General features: G+C 41.8%; 12 protein-coding genes and 1 pseudogene. 8 read left to right on the top strand and 5 right to left on the bottom strand.

Going from position 1 to position 16,205, the window contains the following annotated elements:
• From WBJ10_RS09385 to WBJ10_RS09365, 5 genes and pseudogenes are all read left to right on the top strand, one after another.
• Nucleotides 1–401, top strand: a pseudogene (locus tag WBJ10_RS09385) (HTTM domain-containing protein); the annotation flags it as partial.
• Nucleotides 379–2,802, top strand: coding sequence for a TonB-dependent receptor domain-containing protein (locus tag WBJ10_RS09380; RefSeq protein ID WP_424289610.1), 2,424 nt, complete (start codon nucleotides 379–381; stop codon nucleotides 2,800–2,802). The pseudogene WBJ10_RS09385 and the gene WBJ10_RS09380, both read left to right, overlap by 23 nt.
• A gap of 232 nt (nucleotides 2,803–3,034) precedes the next feature.
• Nucleotides 3,035–3,946 (top strand): sterol desaturase family protein, encoded by a 912-nt coding sequence (locus tag WBJ10_RS09375; RefSeq protein ID WP_424289608.1) that lies wholly within the window; start codon nucleotides 3,035–3,037, stop codon nucleotides 3,944–3,946.
• Nucleotides 3,947–4,145: 199 nt separating this feature from the next.
• Nucleotides 4,146–4,979, top strand: coding sequence for a universal stress protein (locus WBJ10_RS09370; RefSeq protein WP_424289606.1), 834 nt, complete (start codon nucleotides 4,146–4,148; stop codon nucleotides 4,977–4,979).
• Between the two features lie 24 nt (nucleotides 4,980–5,003).
• A complete protein-coding gene (locus WBJ10_RS09365) occupies nucleotides 5,004–5,216 on the top strand; it encodes a hypothetical protein (RefSeq protein ID WP_424289604.1) in 213 nt (70 codons plus the stop codon).
• On the opposite strand, the gene WBJ10_RS09360 is transcribed toward WBJ10_RS09365, so the two are convergent.
• The 4 genes from WBJ10_RS09360 to WBJ10_RS09345 all read right to left on the bottom strand — a co-directional run bounded on the left by WBJ10_RS09360 (nucleotide 5,206) and on the right by WBJ10_RS09345 (nucleotide 10,212).
• A complete protein-coding gene (locus WBJ10_RS09360) occupies nucleotides 5,206–6,558 on the bottom strand; it encodes a Gfo/Idh/MocA family protein (RefSeq protein WP_424289602.1) in 1,353 nt (450 codons plus the stop codon). The genes WBJ10_RS09365 and WBJ10_RS09360 overlap by 11 nt on opposite strands.
• A 38-nt stretch (nucleotides 6,559–6,596) precedes the next feature.
• Entirely contained in the window at nucleotides 6,597–7,601 is a 1,005-nt protein-coding gene (locus tag WBJ10_RS09355) for a Gfo/Idh/MocA family oxidoreductase (protein ID WP_424289600.1), read from the bottom strand.
• 58 nt (nucleotides 7,602–7,659) lie between these two features.
• On the bottom strand, nucleotides 7,660–8,760 hold the full coding sequence (locus tag WBJ10_RS09350) for a dienelactone hydrolase family protein (RefSeq protein WP_424289598.1): 1,101 nt from the start codon (nucleotides 8,758–8,760) through the stop codon (nucleotides 7,660–7,662).
• A gap of 159 nt (nucleotides 8,761–8,919) precedes the next feature.
• Complete coding sequence (locus WBJ10_RS09345) at nucleotides 8,920–10,212, bottom strand: hypothetical protein (RefSeq protein WP_424289596.1); 1,293 nt, start codon at nucleotides 10,210–10,212, stop codon at nucleotides 8,920–8,922.
• 499 nt (nucleotides 10,213–10,711) lie between these two features.
• Here WBJ10_RS09345 and WBJ10_RS09340 point away from each other — a divergent pair, with 499 nt between their 5' ends.
• A complete protein-coding gene (locus WBJ10_RS09340) occupies nucleotides 10,712–11,377 on the top strand; it encodes a DUF2652 domain-containing protein (protein WP_424289594.1) in 666 nt (221 codons plus the stop codon).
• On the opposite strand, the gene WBJ10_RS09335 is transcribed toward WBJ10_RS09340, so the two are convergent.
• Nucleotides 11,358–12,542 (bottom strand): Pycsar system effector family protein, encoded by a 1,185-nt coding sequence (locus WBJ10_RS09335; protein ID WP_424289592.1) that lies wholly within the window; start codon nucleotides 12,540–12,542, stop codon nucleotides 11,358–11,360. The genes WBJ10_RS09340 and WBJ10_RS09335 overlap by 20 nt on opposite strands.
• Nucleotides 12,543–12,667: 125 nt before the next feature.
• Between WBJ10_RS09335 and WBJ10_RS09330 the strand changes: the two genes are divergently transcribed.
• Both WBJ10_RS09330 and WBJ10_RS09325 read left to right on the top strand, forming a co-directional pair.
• Nucleotides 12,668–13,573 carry an SdiA-regulated domain-containing protein gene (locus WBJ10_RS09330; RefSeq protein WP_424289590.1) on the top strand — a complete coding sequence of 302 codons (906 nt, stop codon included), beginning with the start codon at nucleotides 12,668–12,670 and terminating at the stop codon, nucleotides 13,571–13,573.
• Nucleotides 13,563–16,205 (top strand): metallophosphoesterase (locus tag WBJ10_RS09325; RefSeq protein ID WP_424289588.1); only part of this gene is annotated, 2,643 nt, incomplete at its 3' end. The genes WBJ10_RS09330 and WBJ10_RS09325, both read left to right, overlap by 11 nt.

Below are 16,205 nucleotides of genomic sequence, written 5' to 3'. Positions count from 1 at the left end.
GATACCTGCTATATAAAGGGGAATTATTCTGGACAGAAGAAGGCTATAGATTCTCCTGGCGGGTAATGCTGATCGAAAAGGCTGGATATGCCCAGTTCACTGTTAAAGATCGTACCGGCAAGTTTGTGGTGGTCAATAACTCCGAATTCCTAACTGTCCTGCAGGAAAAAATGATGTCGACCCAGCCGGATATGATTCTTCAGTATGCACATATTTTAAAGGACCATTATCAGAAACATGGCTTTAAAGCACCGGAAGTATATATTGACTCTTACGTGGCGCTAAACGGCAGAAGAGGCCGTATGATGATTGATCCTACTACTGACCTGGCTAAACAAAGCGAATCACTCCGACATAAAACATGGATTTTACCCCTCAATGATGAGATTAAAGGTTTATAACACACTATTGTTTTTAGTCCTGGCTTTTACAGCCAGCGCGCAGTTTACTCTAAAAGGCAAAGTTATCTCCGCAAGGGATAGCATGGCCTTGAAGGATGCTGAAGTATATTTAAATGATAATAAAACCAGGGCCTTAACTAACGCCATGGGTGAGTTTGAATTCAAGGGCCTGAAGGGCGGAACATTTATAATTCTGGCTATTTCGCCGGGTCATGCCGCCAGAGAGGAAGCAATAACACTCAATTCCAGCACAGCTCCAGTTATAATGGTGCTAAGCTATCAGCCGAAACTGCTTGATGAAGTTATTGTCACGGAGAAAAAAACAGATTTCGGTTTTGGGCATCTTCGGGCTGTACAGGATATGGGTATATACGAGGGTAAAAAATCTGAAGTCATCATTCCGGACCAGCTCGTAGCTAACCTTGCCACAAATAATGCGAGGCAAATATATTCACGTGTAGCAGGTTTGAATATTTACGAGAACGAAGGTGCTGGATTACAGCTTAGTATCGGAGGCAGAGGATTAGATCCAAACCGCTCGTCTAACTTTAATGTTCGTCAAAACGGATATGATATCAGCGCTGATGCCTTAGGATACCCGGAAAGCTACTATACCCCCCCTATTGAGGCGGTCGGACAAATTCAGATCGTTAGAGGTGCGTCCTCACTTCAATTTGGTACACAATTCGGTGGCTTGATTAACTTTATCATGAAGAAACCGGTAAAAGATAAAAAGCTTGAATTGCTTGCCCGTCAGACTCTGGGTACTTATGGATTTAGCAGTTCGTTCCTGAGTGCTAGCGGAACGGTAAACAAATTGAGTTATTACACCTTCGCGCAATATAAAACCGGTGAAGGCTGGCGTCCTAACACAGATTTCAATAGCACTGCTCTGTATGCCGACCTGGATTACCAGTTAAATCCTAAAACCCGTGTAGGTTTGGATGTAACCCATATGAATTACCTGGCACAGCAGCCCGGGGGACTCACAGATGTGATGTTCAGGGAGGATCCGCGGCAAAGTAATCGTGAGAGAAACTATTTCAGTGTCAACTGGAACCTCTTAGCCCTGCACTTCGATCATGAATTCAATCCCTCAAATGAAGTCAATGTGCGCTTATTCGGATTATCAGCTAAGAGATATTCGCTGGGCTTCCGGCCAAACCGGGTCGCGACAATTGATGACAATAGTGCACGGGATTTAATCAAAGGCGCATTTGACAACTGGGGACTTGAAGGCCGTTACCTGAAACGTTACCAATTCGGTAAATATCCCGCGGTGGCTTTGGCAGGGATCAGGTATTACCATGGATTTAATCACAGCATACAGGGCCAGGGAAGCAATGGTTCTGATCCAAATTTCAATTTCGTCGACCCGGATCGTTTTACTGCAAATAACTATGAATTCCCGAACCGGAACACCTCATTTTTTGCTGAGAATATTTTTAATCTTACTCCCAAGCTTTCCATAACCCCGGGTTTAAGGTACGAGATAATCAACACCAGAGCAGAGGGCTTTTACTCGACCATCAGTTACGATCTTGCCGGCAATATAATCAGCAATGTCAGAACTAACGAATCACGTTCGAGTCCGCGTCAGTTCCTGATCAGCGGGGTGGGAATCAGTTACAAGCCCACCTATAATCTGAACGTTTATGGTAATCTTTCTCAAAACTACCGGTCAATTACGTTTAGTGATATCCGTACGACCAACCCCTCAGCGACCATAGACCCAAACCTCTCCGACGAAAAAGGCTATTCCCTGGACATCGGGATCCGAAGTGAACAAACATCTTTTTATAGCTTTGATGTAAGTGCATTTTACCTGAATTATAATAACAGGATTGGCGAAGTACAATATTACGATTCAAGTAACCGGGTGCTGCGGCAGCGAACTAATATAGGCCAGGCTGTTATCAGGGGTATCGAATCATATGCAGAAATTGACTTATGGCAGCTTGCCAATCCCGAAGTCGAAAATTTTAACGCGGTAGTCTTTTCTAATCTTGCCCTGATAAAATCGGATTATAGAAAGAGCCAGATTCCCGGAGTAGAAGGCAAAGAAGTGGAATTTGTTCCAGCCGTAAATTTTAAAACGGGGGCGCGCATTGGTTATAAAAATTTGAAAGGCTCATTTCAGTATAGCCATCTTTCCAAGCAGTTTACAGAAGCCACCAATGCAACTGATGGGGGAGTTTCAGCAGTTGTAGGCCTGATACCCGCGTATGATATCATGGACGCCGGTATTTCTTATCAATTCAACCGATTTAAACTGGAAGGGAATATAAATAATCTGGCAAACAGCATCTATTTTACCCGGCGTGCAACAGGATATCCGGGACCTGGAATCTTGCCATCGGATAACCGTACTTTCTATATTACTCTCCAGGTAAAATTGTAATTTTTCGAAATAATACCTGAATAATCTCTAAATGAAACAATTTCAGTTGAATTTCTCTTTCTAATAACGATAAACTATCTTCGGATTTTAGACGGGCATTGATTTCGTTGCTTCGGCTTTTTGATATTAGAGAATTGACGGCAGGATCAGAGCACGTTCTCCATAACCCTTTGTCTGTCAGCGGCGAGGGTTGTATAGTCCATGTTACTATCCATTATTTTAATGAAGGCAAATGATTTTATTAGATAGAAGCTTGTTTGGGGCACCACAGATCCCTTACGAAGAAATTACAAACCTGGAAAAAAATTCGCCCCAACTTATTGTTTACGCAATACCTTTTATGGCCTTTTTTACATTCCTGGAGATTGCTTACTCATGGCATGTAGAAAACAAAAACTATAAACTAAAGGAATCCGTGGGATCTGCCCTGGTCGGATTTGGAAATTTAGGTGTCAATCTGCTTTTTAAAGTGGTTTTGCTGTACGGTGCCGTTTGGATTTACAATATAGTGCCGTGGCGCATTTCTTTAAACTGGTGGACTATCATTCCTTGTTATCTTATTTTCGATTTCTTAAGTTATTGGTCGCATCGCATCTCACATTTTAACCGCTTTTTCTGGGCAACTCATGTGGTCCACCATTCTGCAGAAAATTACAACCTGACTGTTTCTTTCCGATTGAGCTGGATCCAAAACCTAAAAGTCATATTCTTTTTGCCTGTTGCTTTCATTGGTTTTCATCCCATGGTTTTCTTCGTAACCAGTCAAATCGCAGTTTTATTCCAATTCTGGGTGCACACGGAATATATCCGCAAACTTCATCCTGTAATTGAGTACATATTCGCAACGCCTTCAAATCACCGGGTGCATCATGGTTCGCAGGAAAAATACCTGGATAAGAATTTTGCAGCAACCTTTATTTTTTGGGATCGCTTGTTCGGGACTTACGAACCTGAAAATGAAAGGCCTGATTATGGTTTAACCACCAAGATAGGCGATCGCTTAAATCCCATCTTCCTTAATTTCCACGAATTCTCTGATATGATAAAAGATATCAGGAATGCGAAGGGAATAAGAGAAAAGCTATTCTATGCCTTTGCCAGCCCGGCAAAAATCCACGAAAGAAAAACGAGGAAAACATCGTAGAAATTCAAATGATGTTCTTAAAAGCTCAGGCTCCTAAGTAGGGCCCCTATGATATTTATCTGGGCTCTGCTGCAACATTGTTCATTTGGGTTAAGAAAAAGTACCGAATATTCGAATGGATCCATGCCTCACATTCGTGTTATTCTTATCTTTAAAAAGGCAATGGTACTTTTTGATTTTTAGTGTAAATTGAAGGAATATGAAAACCATCCTTGTATTGATTGATTTTTCGCAGAAAGCAGAAAATGCGGCACAGTTTGCTGTTCAGATTGCGGCTAAAGTGAATGCAAAGATTCATCTTTACAACACATTTTCAGCACCTCAGGTATTTCCCTCGGACGCAGGCGTATATCCATTCTTTGAGGATTATTCGCAGGATGAAAAGATATATAATGAAAAACTTCAGGAACTAGCAGACAAATTGAAGAGAAGCTACATCCAGAAGGCCAGCCCGGCGATTAGCTTTAGAAGCAGGCCGGGAAACCTTGCAGGAAATATTAGCGAAATGAAACCATGGCTCATTGTGATGGGTGGCAAGAGTGAATCCTCATCCTTAAGCCACCTGCTTTTCGGCAGTAATAGTTCCGCGGTGATGGACAAGGCATCATGCCCGGTCCTACTAGTACCTGAGCAAGCAATTCCCAAAGTGTTTAAAAGGATCGTTTTTGCTACCGACCTCCAGCCATCAGAGAAAGAATCCTTCTTTTTTCTTGAAAAATTCGGCAACTATTGGGGTGCTAGTATCACTGTACTTCATGTTTCTGAGAAAACACATCTTGAAGATATTTGGGATGAGCGATACGATTATTATAAAAATATCATTTCGGGCAATAACCCTTCTATCAGCTACACTGACGTTCGTGGGAAAAATATTGCCGAAGCAATAAGTAAGTACGCCACACATCAGGATGTTGATATGGTAGCAATAGCACATCAAAAGCGATCTGTTATCGGGCAACTGCTTCACAAAAGCATTGGAAAGGACTTCCTTAATTACCACAAAACACCTGTGCTCATTTTACACAGAAGCTAATAAACTAAGTGTGAGAATTAGAAAATGAGCAAAATCGAAAATGAGCAAAATGGGCTATTTCTCAAATTCTCTCACTTCCTAATTTTTAGAGTCCGCGACTCCATAACCGTCCATGCCGCGTATTATAATATCGCAGATGAAGAGGCATGGAAGCTGTTCTCTAGCCAGGGCAGGCCCGCTTCACCCGTTCTGCTACCAAAACATATCCCAAGAATCGCTTCCGTATCTATACTTTAGGCTCCCAGCCTGGTTCATACTCCCGACTCCAAAACTCCAGCGCCTGTTTATCATTTAAAATATGTCCATTCTTTGGGTTGATCTTTAACGTACGCCCGGTTCGCTGAGCAATATTGCCAAGTTGAACAAGTAGTGTACTTTGATGTCCGCCTACGATGTCAGCATTTAATGCAGTCCCTTTACGAATTCCGTCGAAGAAGTTTTGAATATGAAAAGCGTCAAGCAATTGTGATGGATCAGTAAGATTTGTTGCCTGTACTATAGTATCGTTCTTAACTTCTTTTACCACCTTGTTTTTGAGGTCGTGGATTACGTAACCATTTGATCCGTCCATGTATAATGACCCATTTTCGCCGTAGAATACTACGCCTACTGAAGAGCCTTCAGTTGTTCGGCTATTACAGCTTCTGCCTTCCCAAGTCATCGCGGTCCTATTGTCGAACTCCAGGTTGATAACCTGAGTATCTGGCGTTTCCCAGTCGTCCTGATAGCGGTAGCGACCGCCAGCAGAATTTACACTTGTGGGATATTCTACCCCTAATCCCCACCGGGCAAGATCAACAAAATGGGTGCCGTTATTAAGTGCTTCCCCGGTACCCCAGTGCCAGAACCAATGCCAATTATAATGAATAACATTATCCTTATATGGGAGTCTCGGTGCAGGCCCTTGCCATAGATCGTAATCCAGCCAATCAGGCACCGGGGCTTTCTTCCCTATCCCAATTGAAGCGCGGTTATTGGTATACCAGGTTTTTGCGAAATACGGTCTGCCAATAACACCTGCGTGCAGCTCATTTATGCCAGCAACTATGTTAGGAAAGGAGCGTCGCTGGTTTCCCATCTGTATAACATTCTTATATTTTTTTGCTGCTGCAACCAGAATTTCTCCTTCATTGGGATTATGACTGGCTGGTTTCTCAAGATAAACATGCTTGCCAGCCTGGGATGCCAGGATAGCTGCCGGCGCGTGCCAATGATCGGGGGCAGCGACAACCAGCGCATCTACATCTTTTTTCTCCAATGCCCGTCTGAAATCAGATTCACCTGCAGGGCGTTTTTTTTGATTCTTTTCTACCCGATCAACACATTTATCTATTGCACGTTTATCGACGTCGCAAACGTAAGTCACCTCACAGTTTGGCTGCGACGAAAAGTTCGATGCGAGTGCAAGGCCACGCGAATTCACGCCCATCATTGCAACTCTAATTCGATCATTTGCGCCTATTATACTGCCGTAGCTTTTGGCACTAAAGCCCGGGAGTATTCCTCCGAATGATATAGCTGCGGCACCGGTTAATGCAGTTTTAATAAATTTCCTTCGTGTTTTTTCAGACTCCTTCATAATTACATGTTTGCGATCAAAAAAATTCCTAATTGTTATTAAGCCAGATTGAGATTGACAGATGCCCCGCCTTTCAATTTACTGGCGTCAGCTGCCTCGATAAAAGCACAAATTTCCAATGTTTCTTCTGGCCTTACGGGAACAATCCCTGTATCGAAAAACTTCACGATCTCTAATAATAGAGGGTTATAGCCCTTATATTTCCCTAAAACTACAACATCTTTTTCACCAAAGACCGTGGCTCCGTAATCACTCTTTCCTTTACGTATGCCCCTGAATGTCCCTATGCGGCCATCTTCCCAAACCCCCGTTACAATGTCGGTATCTTCGGTATGAACACGGCTCACGCTTTTACAGCCTGTTCCCATCACAGTAAACAAGGTTTCGACTCCATGTATTCCGTACCAGAAAAGGTCGGGGTGGGTACTTTCAAACGGTGATGGACTATAGGTATTAGCTCCCATTACCCTTCCTATTTTACCATTATGAATATCCGCGATGCCATCTACGTACCGGAGAGACGAACTGGAAAACAGGGGTGAGTTATATTTCTTCGATGCATCAAAAATAGCTTTAGCATCTGCAAAAGATGCTGCGATCGGTTTATCTATAAACATCCTCTTGCCAGCTTTCAGGACCGGCATCGCCTGCTCGAGGTGGACCCGGCCGTCATTGCTCTCAAGCAAAACCACATCCACTTTCTTAAGCAGTTCACTTATCGAACCGACAATTTCCACTCCTAGCTTTTGCAATTCAGCGGTGTATCCGGGTACCCTGTCGGTCGAACTTTTTATATCTTTACTCCCCTGCGGATATGCTGCAACCACCTTATACCCCAGAAACTGAGGCGAGACGTCTGCAGCATTGAGGGTTTTAGTAAATGCGGGCGCGTGGGAAGTATCTAATCCGATAATACCAACCCGCTTGCCGATTAAAGGATTTGTTCCTGCAAATAAAGGACTTAAATTCCCGGACAAGCTTAGTCCGGCGCCTGCTACGGCTGCCATCTTAATGAAATCTCGACGATTACTGTTTACTTTCATATGTTAATACTCTAAAAATAACTTTTATTGACAACAATGTAACTATTTCTTGTTTGTTCTATTTTTTAAGAAAGTACTCAAGAAATAAGAAGGCTTGCATATTTGATTCGACATTGGGAGAATGCTCCGGGCGATTAGTCATTGCTACCCGGTTTTTATATCCTAATAAATTATTTACTGCTATTGAATGATTAAGAGGTCCCCACCGTTTCGGAGGATCCTCAGAACCCCCTGACACCAGAAATGGCCTTGGTGCCATTAAAGCGTGCAATTCGTGAAGGTTGTATCCCTCAGCAATCATTTTTTTATAAGGTCCCCCTTTTACGGGATTTTCCGGGGTAATCAAGCCACGTTTACGCCAAGGTTTTGGATGGAACCCAAGATACCAGGGTTCCCAATAATTGACAGCATCGCGGTCTTCGTCAAAAACTATTCCCGGGTCAGACCATACTGCACAAGCAAACTTCTCGAACAAACAGGAGGCAAACATCGCCCATTTACCGCCAAAGGAATGCCCCATAATCCCGATTTTATTCGAATCCACCTCAGGGAGTTTCGCTAATACATACCACGAATTTGCTGCAGCATATGCAAGCATAGATAAAGGTTGTACTGATACCTTTTCAATAGATGGGTAGTAAATAGAAAAGGTTTGAGCTTTTGATGCTTCTGTGGTACCGATTGAGAGAGTGACAAACCCTCGTTTAGCAAGTTGAATTGCAAAATCGCGCCCTTCCCTTCCTAAACCTATAGCAGTTTCTGGTTCATAGTAAACCGTCAGCACTGCTGGCTTTTTGCCTATTCCATCTGGTATCAGAAGATAACCAATAGTCTTTTCATTGGGTGTCCAGTTGTAACGGACACGATGTTGCGTATAGCCATCCTTTTTATCCGTCTCAAGTATCTCAAGCTTCTGTTCCTTAATTAATGCGGGCCATTTGCCCAGCATATCCGTCCATGTATTAAAAATTTCTTCGCGCCTTTTATTCCATTGTTCGGGCGTGGTTACCTTCTGTCCATTATAGAAGGTTAATGGCGACCGGTAGTGCCCAAACTTGCCCTCGAATTCACTGGGAGGTGAAAAATGCGGAGCTATTTTTCTAAATTTCTCATCGCTCAATGATGAGCTATTTTGACCAAATACGACAGTTGTTAACATCCCCAAGATGAAGATAAGAACCCGTGATTTTGAAAGATAAATCATGCATCGAATAGCTAAAAGTACATCCCTAAGGAAGATCCATGGAAAATACCTATAAGCAGGCAATAATTTGCATAAAATCGTCGGTAGCGTGGTCGGACATTATTACCTCAATCGCTACTGATATTCGGAAATAACATCCTTATAGGTATTCAGGATCCGGTCCCAGGGCTGGAATGACTCATCCTCTTTTACACTGGTTTTCGCATCTCCACTATATTCACTCACCAGCTTGATAGTATATTTTAAGGGAGATACATCTGCTTGCTTTACAATTATCCTCGTCCGGATGGTACTATTTGGAAAATTCTTCAGGTTCCAGCTGGTGCGGATGTAACCGGTTTCTTTGTCAGCGAGTTCAATATTATCAAAATAAGTCATTGTAATCTGGCTTAAAACTTTCCATGCTTCAGCTTCTGGTTTCCCGGTTTCAATGGTAAAATTCACATTTGCCTGATCGCTTTGTATAGAGCTGCCGAATGCTTCATCTACAGGTAAAGTTAAATGTTCAGCGAGAGGCGGAAACAGAACCCCGTCATTGCAGTAATTCATCTTAGAGGTAACAAAGCCTGCCTTCTCGATAATAACCTCAACGCATTGACTAAAAGGTACCCTCACAACATAATCGCCACTGGCCATAATCCTTCCATTCACTTTAATTGACGCGTCAGTTGGTGTAGTTCTTATAGCAACCTGCCGGTCTTTAAGAACGATATTTTCGGTGATCGGCGGCGCTGGCTGCCCGTCCTTAGTACAATACTGCTTTTCAACCGGTACGTATCCTTCCTTGACATACTCAATAGTCACACAGTTTTGCATAGGAATAATCACCTCCGTATTGCCTTCACCCATTTTTTTTCCATTCACAATAACCTGCACATCAGAAGGAACAGTTCGAACAAACATCGCCCTATCGGTGAGGGGGATGAATTCATCAACAGGTGGCACATCCATTCCTTGCCGATTTTGATAAGTCTTAACTTTGGTTGAGAAGCCTGTTTTCTTTACTTCGACATTTACAGTGGCGTCTTTCTTGACTTCCACCCAGGCTGTGCTTGTCCCCTGATCAACACCATTGATAAAAATACGTGAATCATGGGGCTGAGCATTCACCCTAACTAAGCGGTCTTCCAGCACCAAACGGTCCTCCTTAGGTAGATTGCTTGTCTTTGAAATGACATAGGTCTTAGAGATTGGCTTAAATCCTTCCAGTCTGACCACCACTTTAACTGGTTCGTCTTTATCAACTTTTATTACCGCTGTTCCCGTTCCCAGGGCTACTTCAGTATTATCAGCTGAAACTCTATAAATAGTCGCTTGGCTGGGCACGCAGGTGATCGTTATTGCCTTGTCTGCGCGGACATTATTGGCTACTAATAGCAAAACTAAAAACGTAATGAAATTTTTCATAACCACAGAATTTAGATTTTACCTAATTAAATTAACCCTTTAATACAACTTCACCTCCCTTATATAAATATAACTATAAATTTCAATTAAAAATACTTTTAGCGTCTGAAATGCTTTGTTTAAAAATTCGCAACAGGCTGTAATGAAGCTAATTGCATCACGCGACGAGTGTTGGCTTTCAACAATTTCGGTCGTTTTTAATTTAATATCCTTAGTTTCGCGTAAAACCTCGCAAACTGCGGTGAAACAAATATTAATTTGAGAAAATTCTGGCTGTCAACTGAGTCGATTACACGCTTAGTTCCCGTTTAATTTGCCTCTGAAAGAAAGTGTTACGAAGCTGATCGATTCAATCGATAAACACGAAGAATGGGATCGGACAAATAATTTATTTCGAGTTGTTGGATGGTAGTTAGCGCTCCTGAAAAAGGTATAATCGATTATCGAATGAGTTTGAAAGATGGTATATTAGTTGCATGTTACGAATGAAAAACCTGATATGAAAAATAAAGAAGGACTTGAATCAGCATTCTTTTGTGTGCCGGATATTACAGGTTTTACAAAGTTCATGGCCACCACTGATATCGCTTTCTCACGCGAAGTAATTCCTTCTTTGCTTAGGAAGCTTATAGACTGCAATGTCCTTAAACTGAAGATTGGTGAGATAGAAGGCGATGCTATTTTCTTTTACAAAACCGGACGTCTTCCCGCTGTGGGCAGGGTAGCAGCTCAATGCACTGCCCTTTATACTACCTTCTCGGAATTCATACGATCAATCAAAGAAAATGACCCGGAAAACTATGAAAAGTACCTTGCCGATAGTCAATTAGGATTAAAGATTATAATTCATCACGGCCAGATCAGTCTTCATAACATAAAAGGTAGGATTAAACTTCTCGGAACGGACGTCATCATCGCTCACAAGCTTCTTAAAAATAAGATACCTGATTATAATTATATTCTCTTGACCGATAAATACCTGTCCAAGATTAAGGACAGGGATAATCTACAGCAGTGGTTCCATTGGGAAAAACTACGGACAGGAGCCGAGAACTACGAGTTTATGGGTGAAGTTAGTTATCGTTTCATTACACTTGACGAAATGGATCACATGCTCGACACGGAAATTGCTGCTATCTTAAAACCTAGTAAGAAAACAGCATAATCACGACAAACCCAACTGCACAGAACACCATACCAAACATAAATATATTATAAGACCAGCTTAGATAATTGTACTTGCGTACCAATACGCTGCCCAGATAGAAAATATCAACAGTCATGCTGTCGTATAACTCCTCTTTTTGTTCTTTCAGTGCTTTTATCTTTGCGACAAACTCACGAAGTTCGAGCTGAGCGAAATTTCCAAAGAACAGAATACTGCTATCTTTTTTGCTTAGTTCATATTTCTCTTTACTGGTTACATTCGGGCGTGCCGACAAAATAGCAAATACCACTGCAAGTAAACTGGTTAGTAACAAAAAGGCCATAGGGAAAACAAATCGCACACTGCTAAATTCGTTCTGGCTGGAGAATGTAAACCCAGTTCCAAAAAGGGTTATAACTATGGAAATGATAATTGTGTTTATGCTGATCATCATATTTGCTTTATTGTCTGCAATAGACGTCAAGCTAATATGATACGCGTAAACCGAGCGGTATAGGGTTTCTATCCCTCTGCCATCTTTAACAGGTTTTAACTTTGTTGATTCGTCAGCTTTTTTAGCTTTACCCTCAAACTTGTCGATTTTGCTTCGTTGCTTTAGGATATTCTCCTCCTTTTGTCCATTATACTTCAAAACTGCCTCTTCAGTTTTAAACTGAGTGTCAAGCAAAAATTGAAGCTGGACATTAGCCCATTCCTCTTCAGTATAGGTCTTTTGAAGGATACGTTCCCACTCAATACGCAGAAGATCTGCGCGATGGTCAAAGTTTTTACTACCAAGGTTAATGTAATCCGCGTCGTGAAGTATTTCCTGTAGAGAACCATCCGGTACTGTCCTGTATTTAGTGGACATTATTAGGGATTCTATTTCACGGATATCCTCTTCAGAATAATTTCCCTTAAGGTAATCTTTCATGAATTTAACACTCTCCAACTCGTGGTCTTCGTAAGTGGTAATATACCCGGTATCATGAAACAAGGCTGCAAGCAACAATACTTCATAATCACGGCTGGTTAAATTGTATGATTTAGATAGCTTTTTACAAGCTTTTACCGTTTCAGCAGTGTGATTATAATTGTGATAGACATAATCACCCGGCAGCTTATCTTTGAATAAATTGAAAACATACTCTGCGGCATCCTTAACTATCGTATTACTTCTCATATATAAGTTATGTTTAAATCTTATGCTTTATAGTAAAAACTATGCCATCATCCGTTAATTAAGTTATTTGCTAACAGCATTTTGGTATGATTATGGCAACCCAAACATACTGAATTTAACAAAATATGCTTAGAATATCTACACTTTGGGCTTTTATAATGCTCACTTCCTGCAATAGTCCAATGAATGAGGACAAATCCTCTGGTGATTCGGATCAAACTAAAGTAGTATCACCCACAAAGAATAAGATTCATGACCTTCCTGCCGAGTTAAACGAAATATCAGGGATCACCTTTTTGAGCGATTCTGTAGTGGTTGCAATACAGGATGAAGAAGGCATACTATACTACTATAATTTAGCTCAAAATAAAATTATACGCAATCAAACTTTCGCTGGTTCAGGAGATTACGAAGATCTGGTGAGAGCTGGAAACGATATGTATGTCATAACTAGTGGAGGTATGCTGTCGCAGATCAAAAACTTTGCTTCATCTAACCCAGTTTTGACAACTATTGAAACACCTTTCACAGAGAAGAATGATGTAGAAGGAATTGCTTACGACGCTAAAAATCATCGCTTGCTGATAGCTCCGAAAGAACTTGGCTTAGATGAAAATAAAACAACAAAAGAAATATACGGTTTTGACTTAAAAACCATGAAATTTCAGATTGAACCCGTATTTTCGATCCGTCTCGAAGAAATTTCGTCGCAATTTAACGGGAGTGCTCTTGAAGAGAGTTCCAAGAAGTTTTTAAAAGCTATTGGAAATCAAAACATGAACAAGGTATTTCGCTCTTCTGCAATAACTGTCAATGAGAAAACAGGTGAAATTTATGTCCTGTCATCCTTGAACGGGCTTATAATTATTTTGAATTCCGGAGGAGCGTTAACTAAGGTTATCCAGTTTTCTGGCGCGGAGTATAAGCAACCAGAGGGAATCGCTTTTGCCCCGAATGGGAAACTTTACATCTCCAACGAAGGAAGTAAATCAGGCATAGGGAATATAATAGAATTAACACATGAAAATTAGAATTTACGGAGCAGCATTTTTCCTGGTAAGCATGACTATTTTTCAAGCTTGTACAAGTTTGAAGCCTTTTTATGATAAAACTCAATTAAAATGGGAAGCTGCGAATCCTCCGGATAGCTTGAAACTGAAATATTCCGTATGGCTGTTCGGCGACGGGGGCGTTCCCGATAAAGATGCACAGGAGCCAGTGTTAAAGCTTCTGCAATCGCAGATTTTCCATCAAGATACTAATAGGCTGTCTCCTTTATCGGATACTGGAGTGGTGAACAATTCGCATCCCGAAGACGTGGTGATCTTTTTAGGGGATAACATCTACGAAACAGGTATGCCTGAACCTGATGATTCCGATCGCGAAGAGAAAGAACGCCGGATTAATGAACAGATGAATGTTGTTAAAAACTTTAAAGGCCGGAAAATATTTGTTCCGGGCAACCACGATTGGAATGAAGGTAATGCAGGTGGGCTCGCAGCAATCAATCGCCAGGAGCAATATATAGAGCAGTATCTAAACTCCGGCGATGTGCTCATGCCCAGCAATGGCTGTGGCGGCCCGGTCGAAATTCCTTTGAATAATGATTTGGTAATTGTAGCAATCGATTCAGAGTGGTGGTTAACCAAAAACGAAAAGTCAATAGCCCCTGACAATGGTTGTACTGTTTCATCCAGGCTAGAGCTAATCCAGCAGGTTCAGGATATCGTACTGCGTAACCGTGGTAAAAACATCATCATCGCACTACATCATCCCCTGTTCAGCAATGGGCGTCATGGAGGCTATTATACGCTTATAGATTACCTGTTCCCGCTGTCGCTGATACGCGATAACTATTATATACCTCTTCCTATTATTGGCGCCATTTATCCCTTGATGAGACAATATGGTGTTTCGCGCCAGGATCTTTCCAATAAAGACTATCAGCAGCTAAAAAGAGGACTGCTTACGATCCTTGAGGACGAAAAGAATATAGTTATAGCCGCTGGACACGAGCATGCACTTCAGTTTAACAAGTATAAAGATATAAATCACGTACTAAGCGGAGCTGGAGCAAAATCGTCGTCGATGATTAAAGGAAATGAAGCCCTGTTTTCCTATGGAGGTGGTGAAATGCAGGGTTTTGCGAGGTTAAATTATTACGACAATGGCCAGTGCTGGCTGGAATTCTGGGAGGCGGTTGGTGACGGATCAAAGGGGAAACTAGTCTACAGAACCCCGCTCTATGCCATCCCTGCCAAAACGAATGTAAAAACAGAAGAACAAAAGCTAATTAGTTACGCGGATAGCGTCAAGACAATTATTGCTGGAGAAGAATTTAAAGCCGGAGAAACCAAACGCTGGCTATTTGGCGAGCACTATAGGGATACCTGGGCAATTCCAATTAAGGTAAAATACCTCGATCTTAATACCTTCGGTGGCGGTCTAACGCCTATCAAACTCGGCGGCGGGAAGCAGACTACTAGCTTGCAATTACAAGGGAAGGATAAGAACGTATACCAATTCCGTACTGTCGAAAAGAATCCGGCAGCTCTTTTACCAGACGGATTTTTGAAAACATTTGCAGAAGATTTTGTACAGGATCAGATTTCCTCAGCTCACCCATATGGTGCCCTGATAATTCCCGATATGGCAAAAGCAATTGGGATTTACCACACTAATCCCGAATTAGTCTATATGCCTTATTCAACGATATTAGGTCCATATATTCAACAAGTCGGTGGTAAACTCGGGATTATCGAAGCACGTCCAGACGAGGATGTTTCAGATTTTAGCTCCTTCGGTAACGCAAAGAATGCGGTAGGTACGCCAAAGATGTATGAAGAGCTGAGAGATGATAACGATAATGAGGTTGATCAGGAGATGTTCTTAAAAGCCCGCTTATTTGACATGCTGATCGGTGACTGGGACAGACATGAAGATCAGTGGAGATGGGCCGAATTTAAAAAGCAAAAAGGCGTTATATTCCGTCCTATTCCCCGTGACCGGGATCAGGCTTTCACTAAATTCGATGGAGTTATCCCTCGCCTTGTCAGTAATATAATACCGGATATACAATCGTTTGAAACCAAAATTGGAAGTCCGGGAGACTTATCCATTGCAGCCAGAAACCTCGACCGAAACCTTCTTACAAAATTAGCAAAAGAGGATTGGATGCGGATTGTTACGCAATTGCAGGCGGACCTTACCGATCAGATAATAGAAGGGGCTGTGAGAAAAATGCCGCAAGAGGTTTATAAAGAATCCGGACAGGAAATAATTAATAAACTTAAAGCAAGAAGGACGCAGCTTTCGTCCATCGCCGAGGAATATTATCATATCCTGGCAGATGAGGTTACCATTGCTGGGTCTGACAAAAAGGAGTATTTTAAGGTAGAACGCTTTGAAAATACCACGAGGGTAACAGTCCATAAAATTGACTCCAATGAGAATGTCACCAGGCCTCTCTATAACCGTACCTTTGTTAATTCCGATACAGAAGAAATTAATATTTACGCACTGGATGGTCGTGACAGTATCCTTATCGATGGCAACTCTAATAATGCAATAAAAATCCGAGTTGTTGGTGGAGATAAAAAAGACTCGTTCACAGATCTTTCATCGGGAAGAACCTTGTACTATGATCTCGAAAGTGATGATAAT

The sequence above is a fragment of the Daejeonella sp. genome (genome assembly GCF_049655485.1).
GTDB lineage: Bacteria > Bacteroidota > Bacteroidia > Sphingobacteriales > Sphingobacteriaceae > Daejeonella.
This window is presented reverse-complemented; position numbering and strand designations above follow the sequence as displayed.

Excerpts from the sequence above, each read along its gene's own strand:
- WBJ10_RS09380 (WP_424289610.1), top strand. The coding sequence starts at position 379 with ATGATGAGATTAAAGGTTTATAACACACTATTGTTTTTAGTCCTGGCT.
- WBJ10_RS09375 (WP_424289608.1), top strand. The coding sequence starts at position 3,035 with ATGATTTTATTAGATAGAAGCTTGTTTGGGGCACCACAGATCCCTTAC.
- WBJ10_RS09370 (WP_424289606.1), top strand. The coding sequence starts at position 4,146 with ATGAAAACCATCCTTGTATTGATTGATTTTTCGCAGAAAGCAGAAAAT.
- WBJ10_RS09365 (WP_424289604.1), top strand. The coding sequence starts at position 5,004 with ATGAGCAAAATCGAAAATGAGCAAAATGGGCTATTTCTCAAATTCTCT.
- WBJ10_RS09360 (WP_424289602.1), bottom strand. The coding sequence starts at position 6,558 with ATGAAGGAGTCTGAAAAAACACGAAGGAAATTTATTAAAACTGCATTA.
- WBJ10_RS09355 (WP_424289600.1), bottom strand. The coding sequence starts at position 7,601 with ATGAAAGTAAACAGTAATCGTCGAGATTTCATTAAGATGGCAGCCGTA.
- WBJ10_RS09350 (WP_424289598.1), bottom strand. The coding sequence starts at position 8,760 with ATGTTAACAACTGTCGTATTTGGTCAAAATAGCTCATCATTGAGCGAT.
- WBJ10_RS09345 (WP_424289596.1), bottom strand. The coding sequence starts at position 10,212 with ATGAAAAATTTCATTACGTTTTTAGTTTTGCTATTAGTAGCCAATAAT.
- WBJ10_RS09340 (WP_424289594.1), top strand. The coding sequence starts at position 10,712 with ATGAAAAATAAAGAAGGACTTGAATCAGCATTCTTTTGTGTGCCGGAT.
- WBJ10_RS09335 (WP_424289592.1), bottom strand. The coding sequence starts at position 12,542 with ATGAGAAGTAATACGATAGTTAAGGATGCCGCAGAGTATGTTTTCAAT.
- WBJ10_RS09330 (WP_424289590.1), top strand. The coding sequence starts at position 12,668 with ATGCTTAGAATATCTACACTTTGGGCTTTTATAATGCTCACTTCCTGC.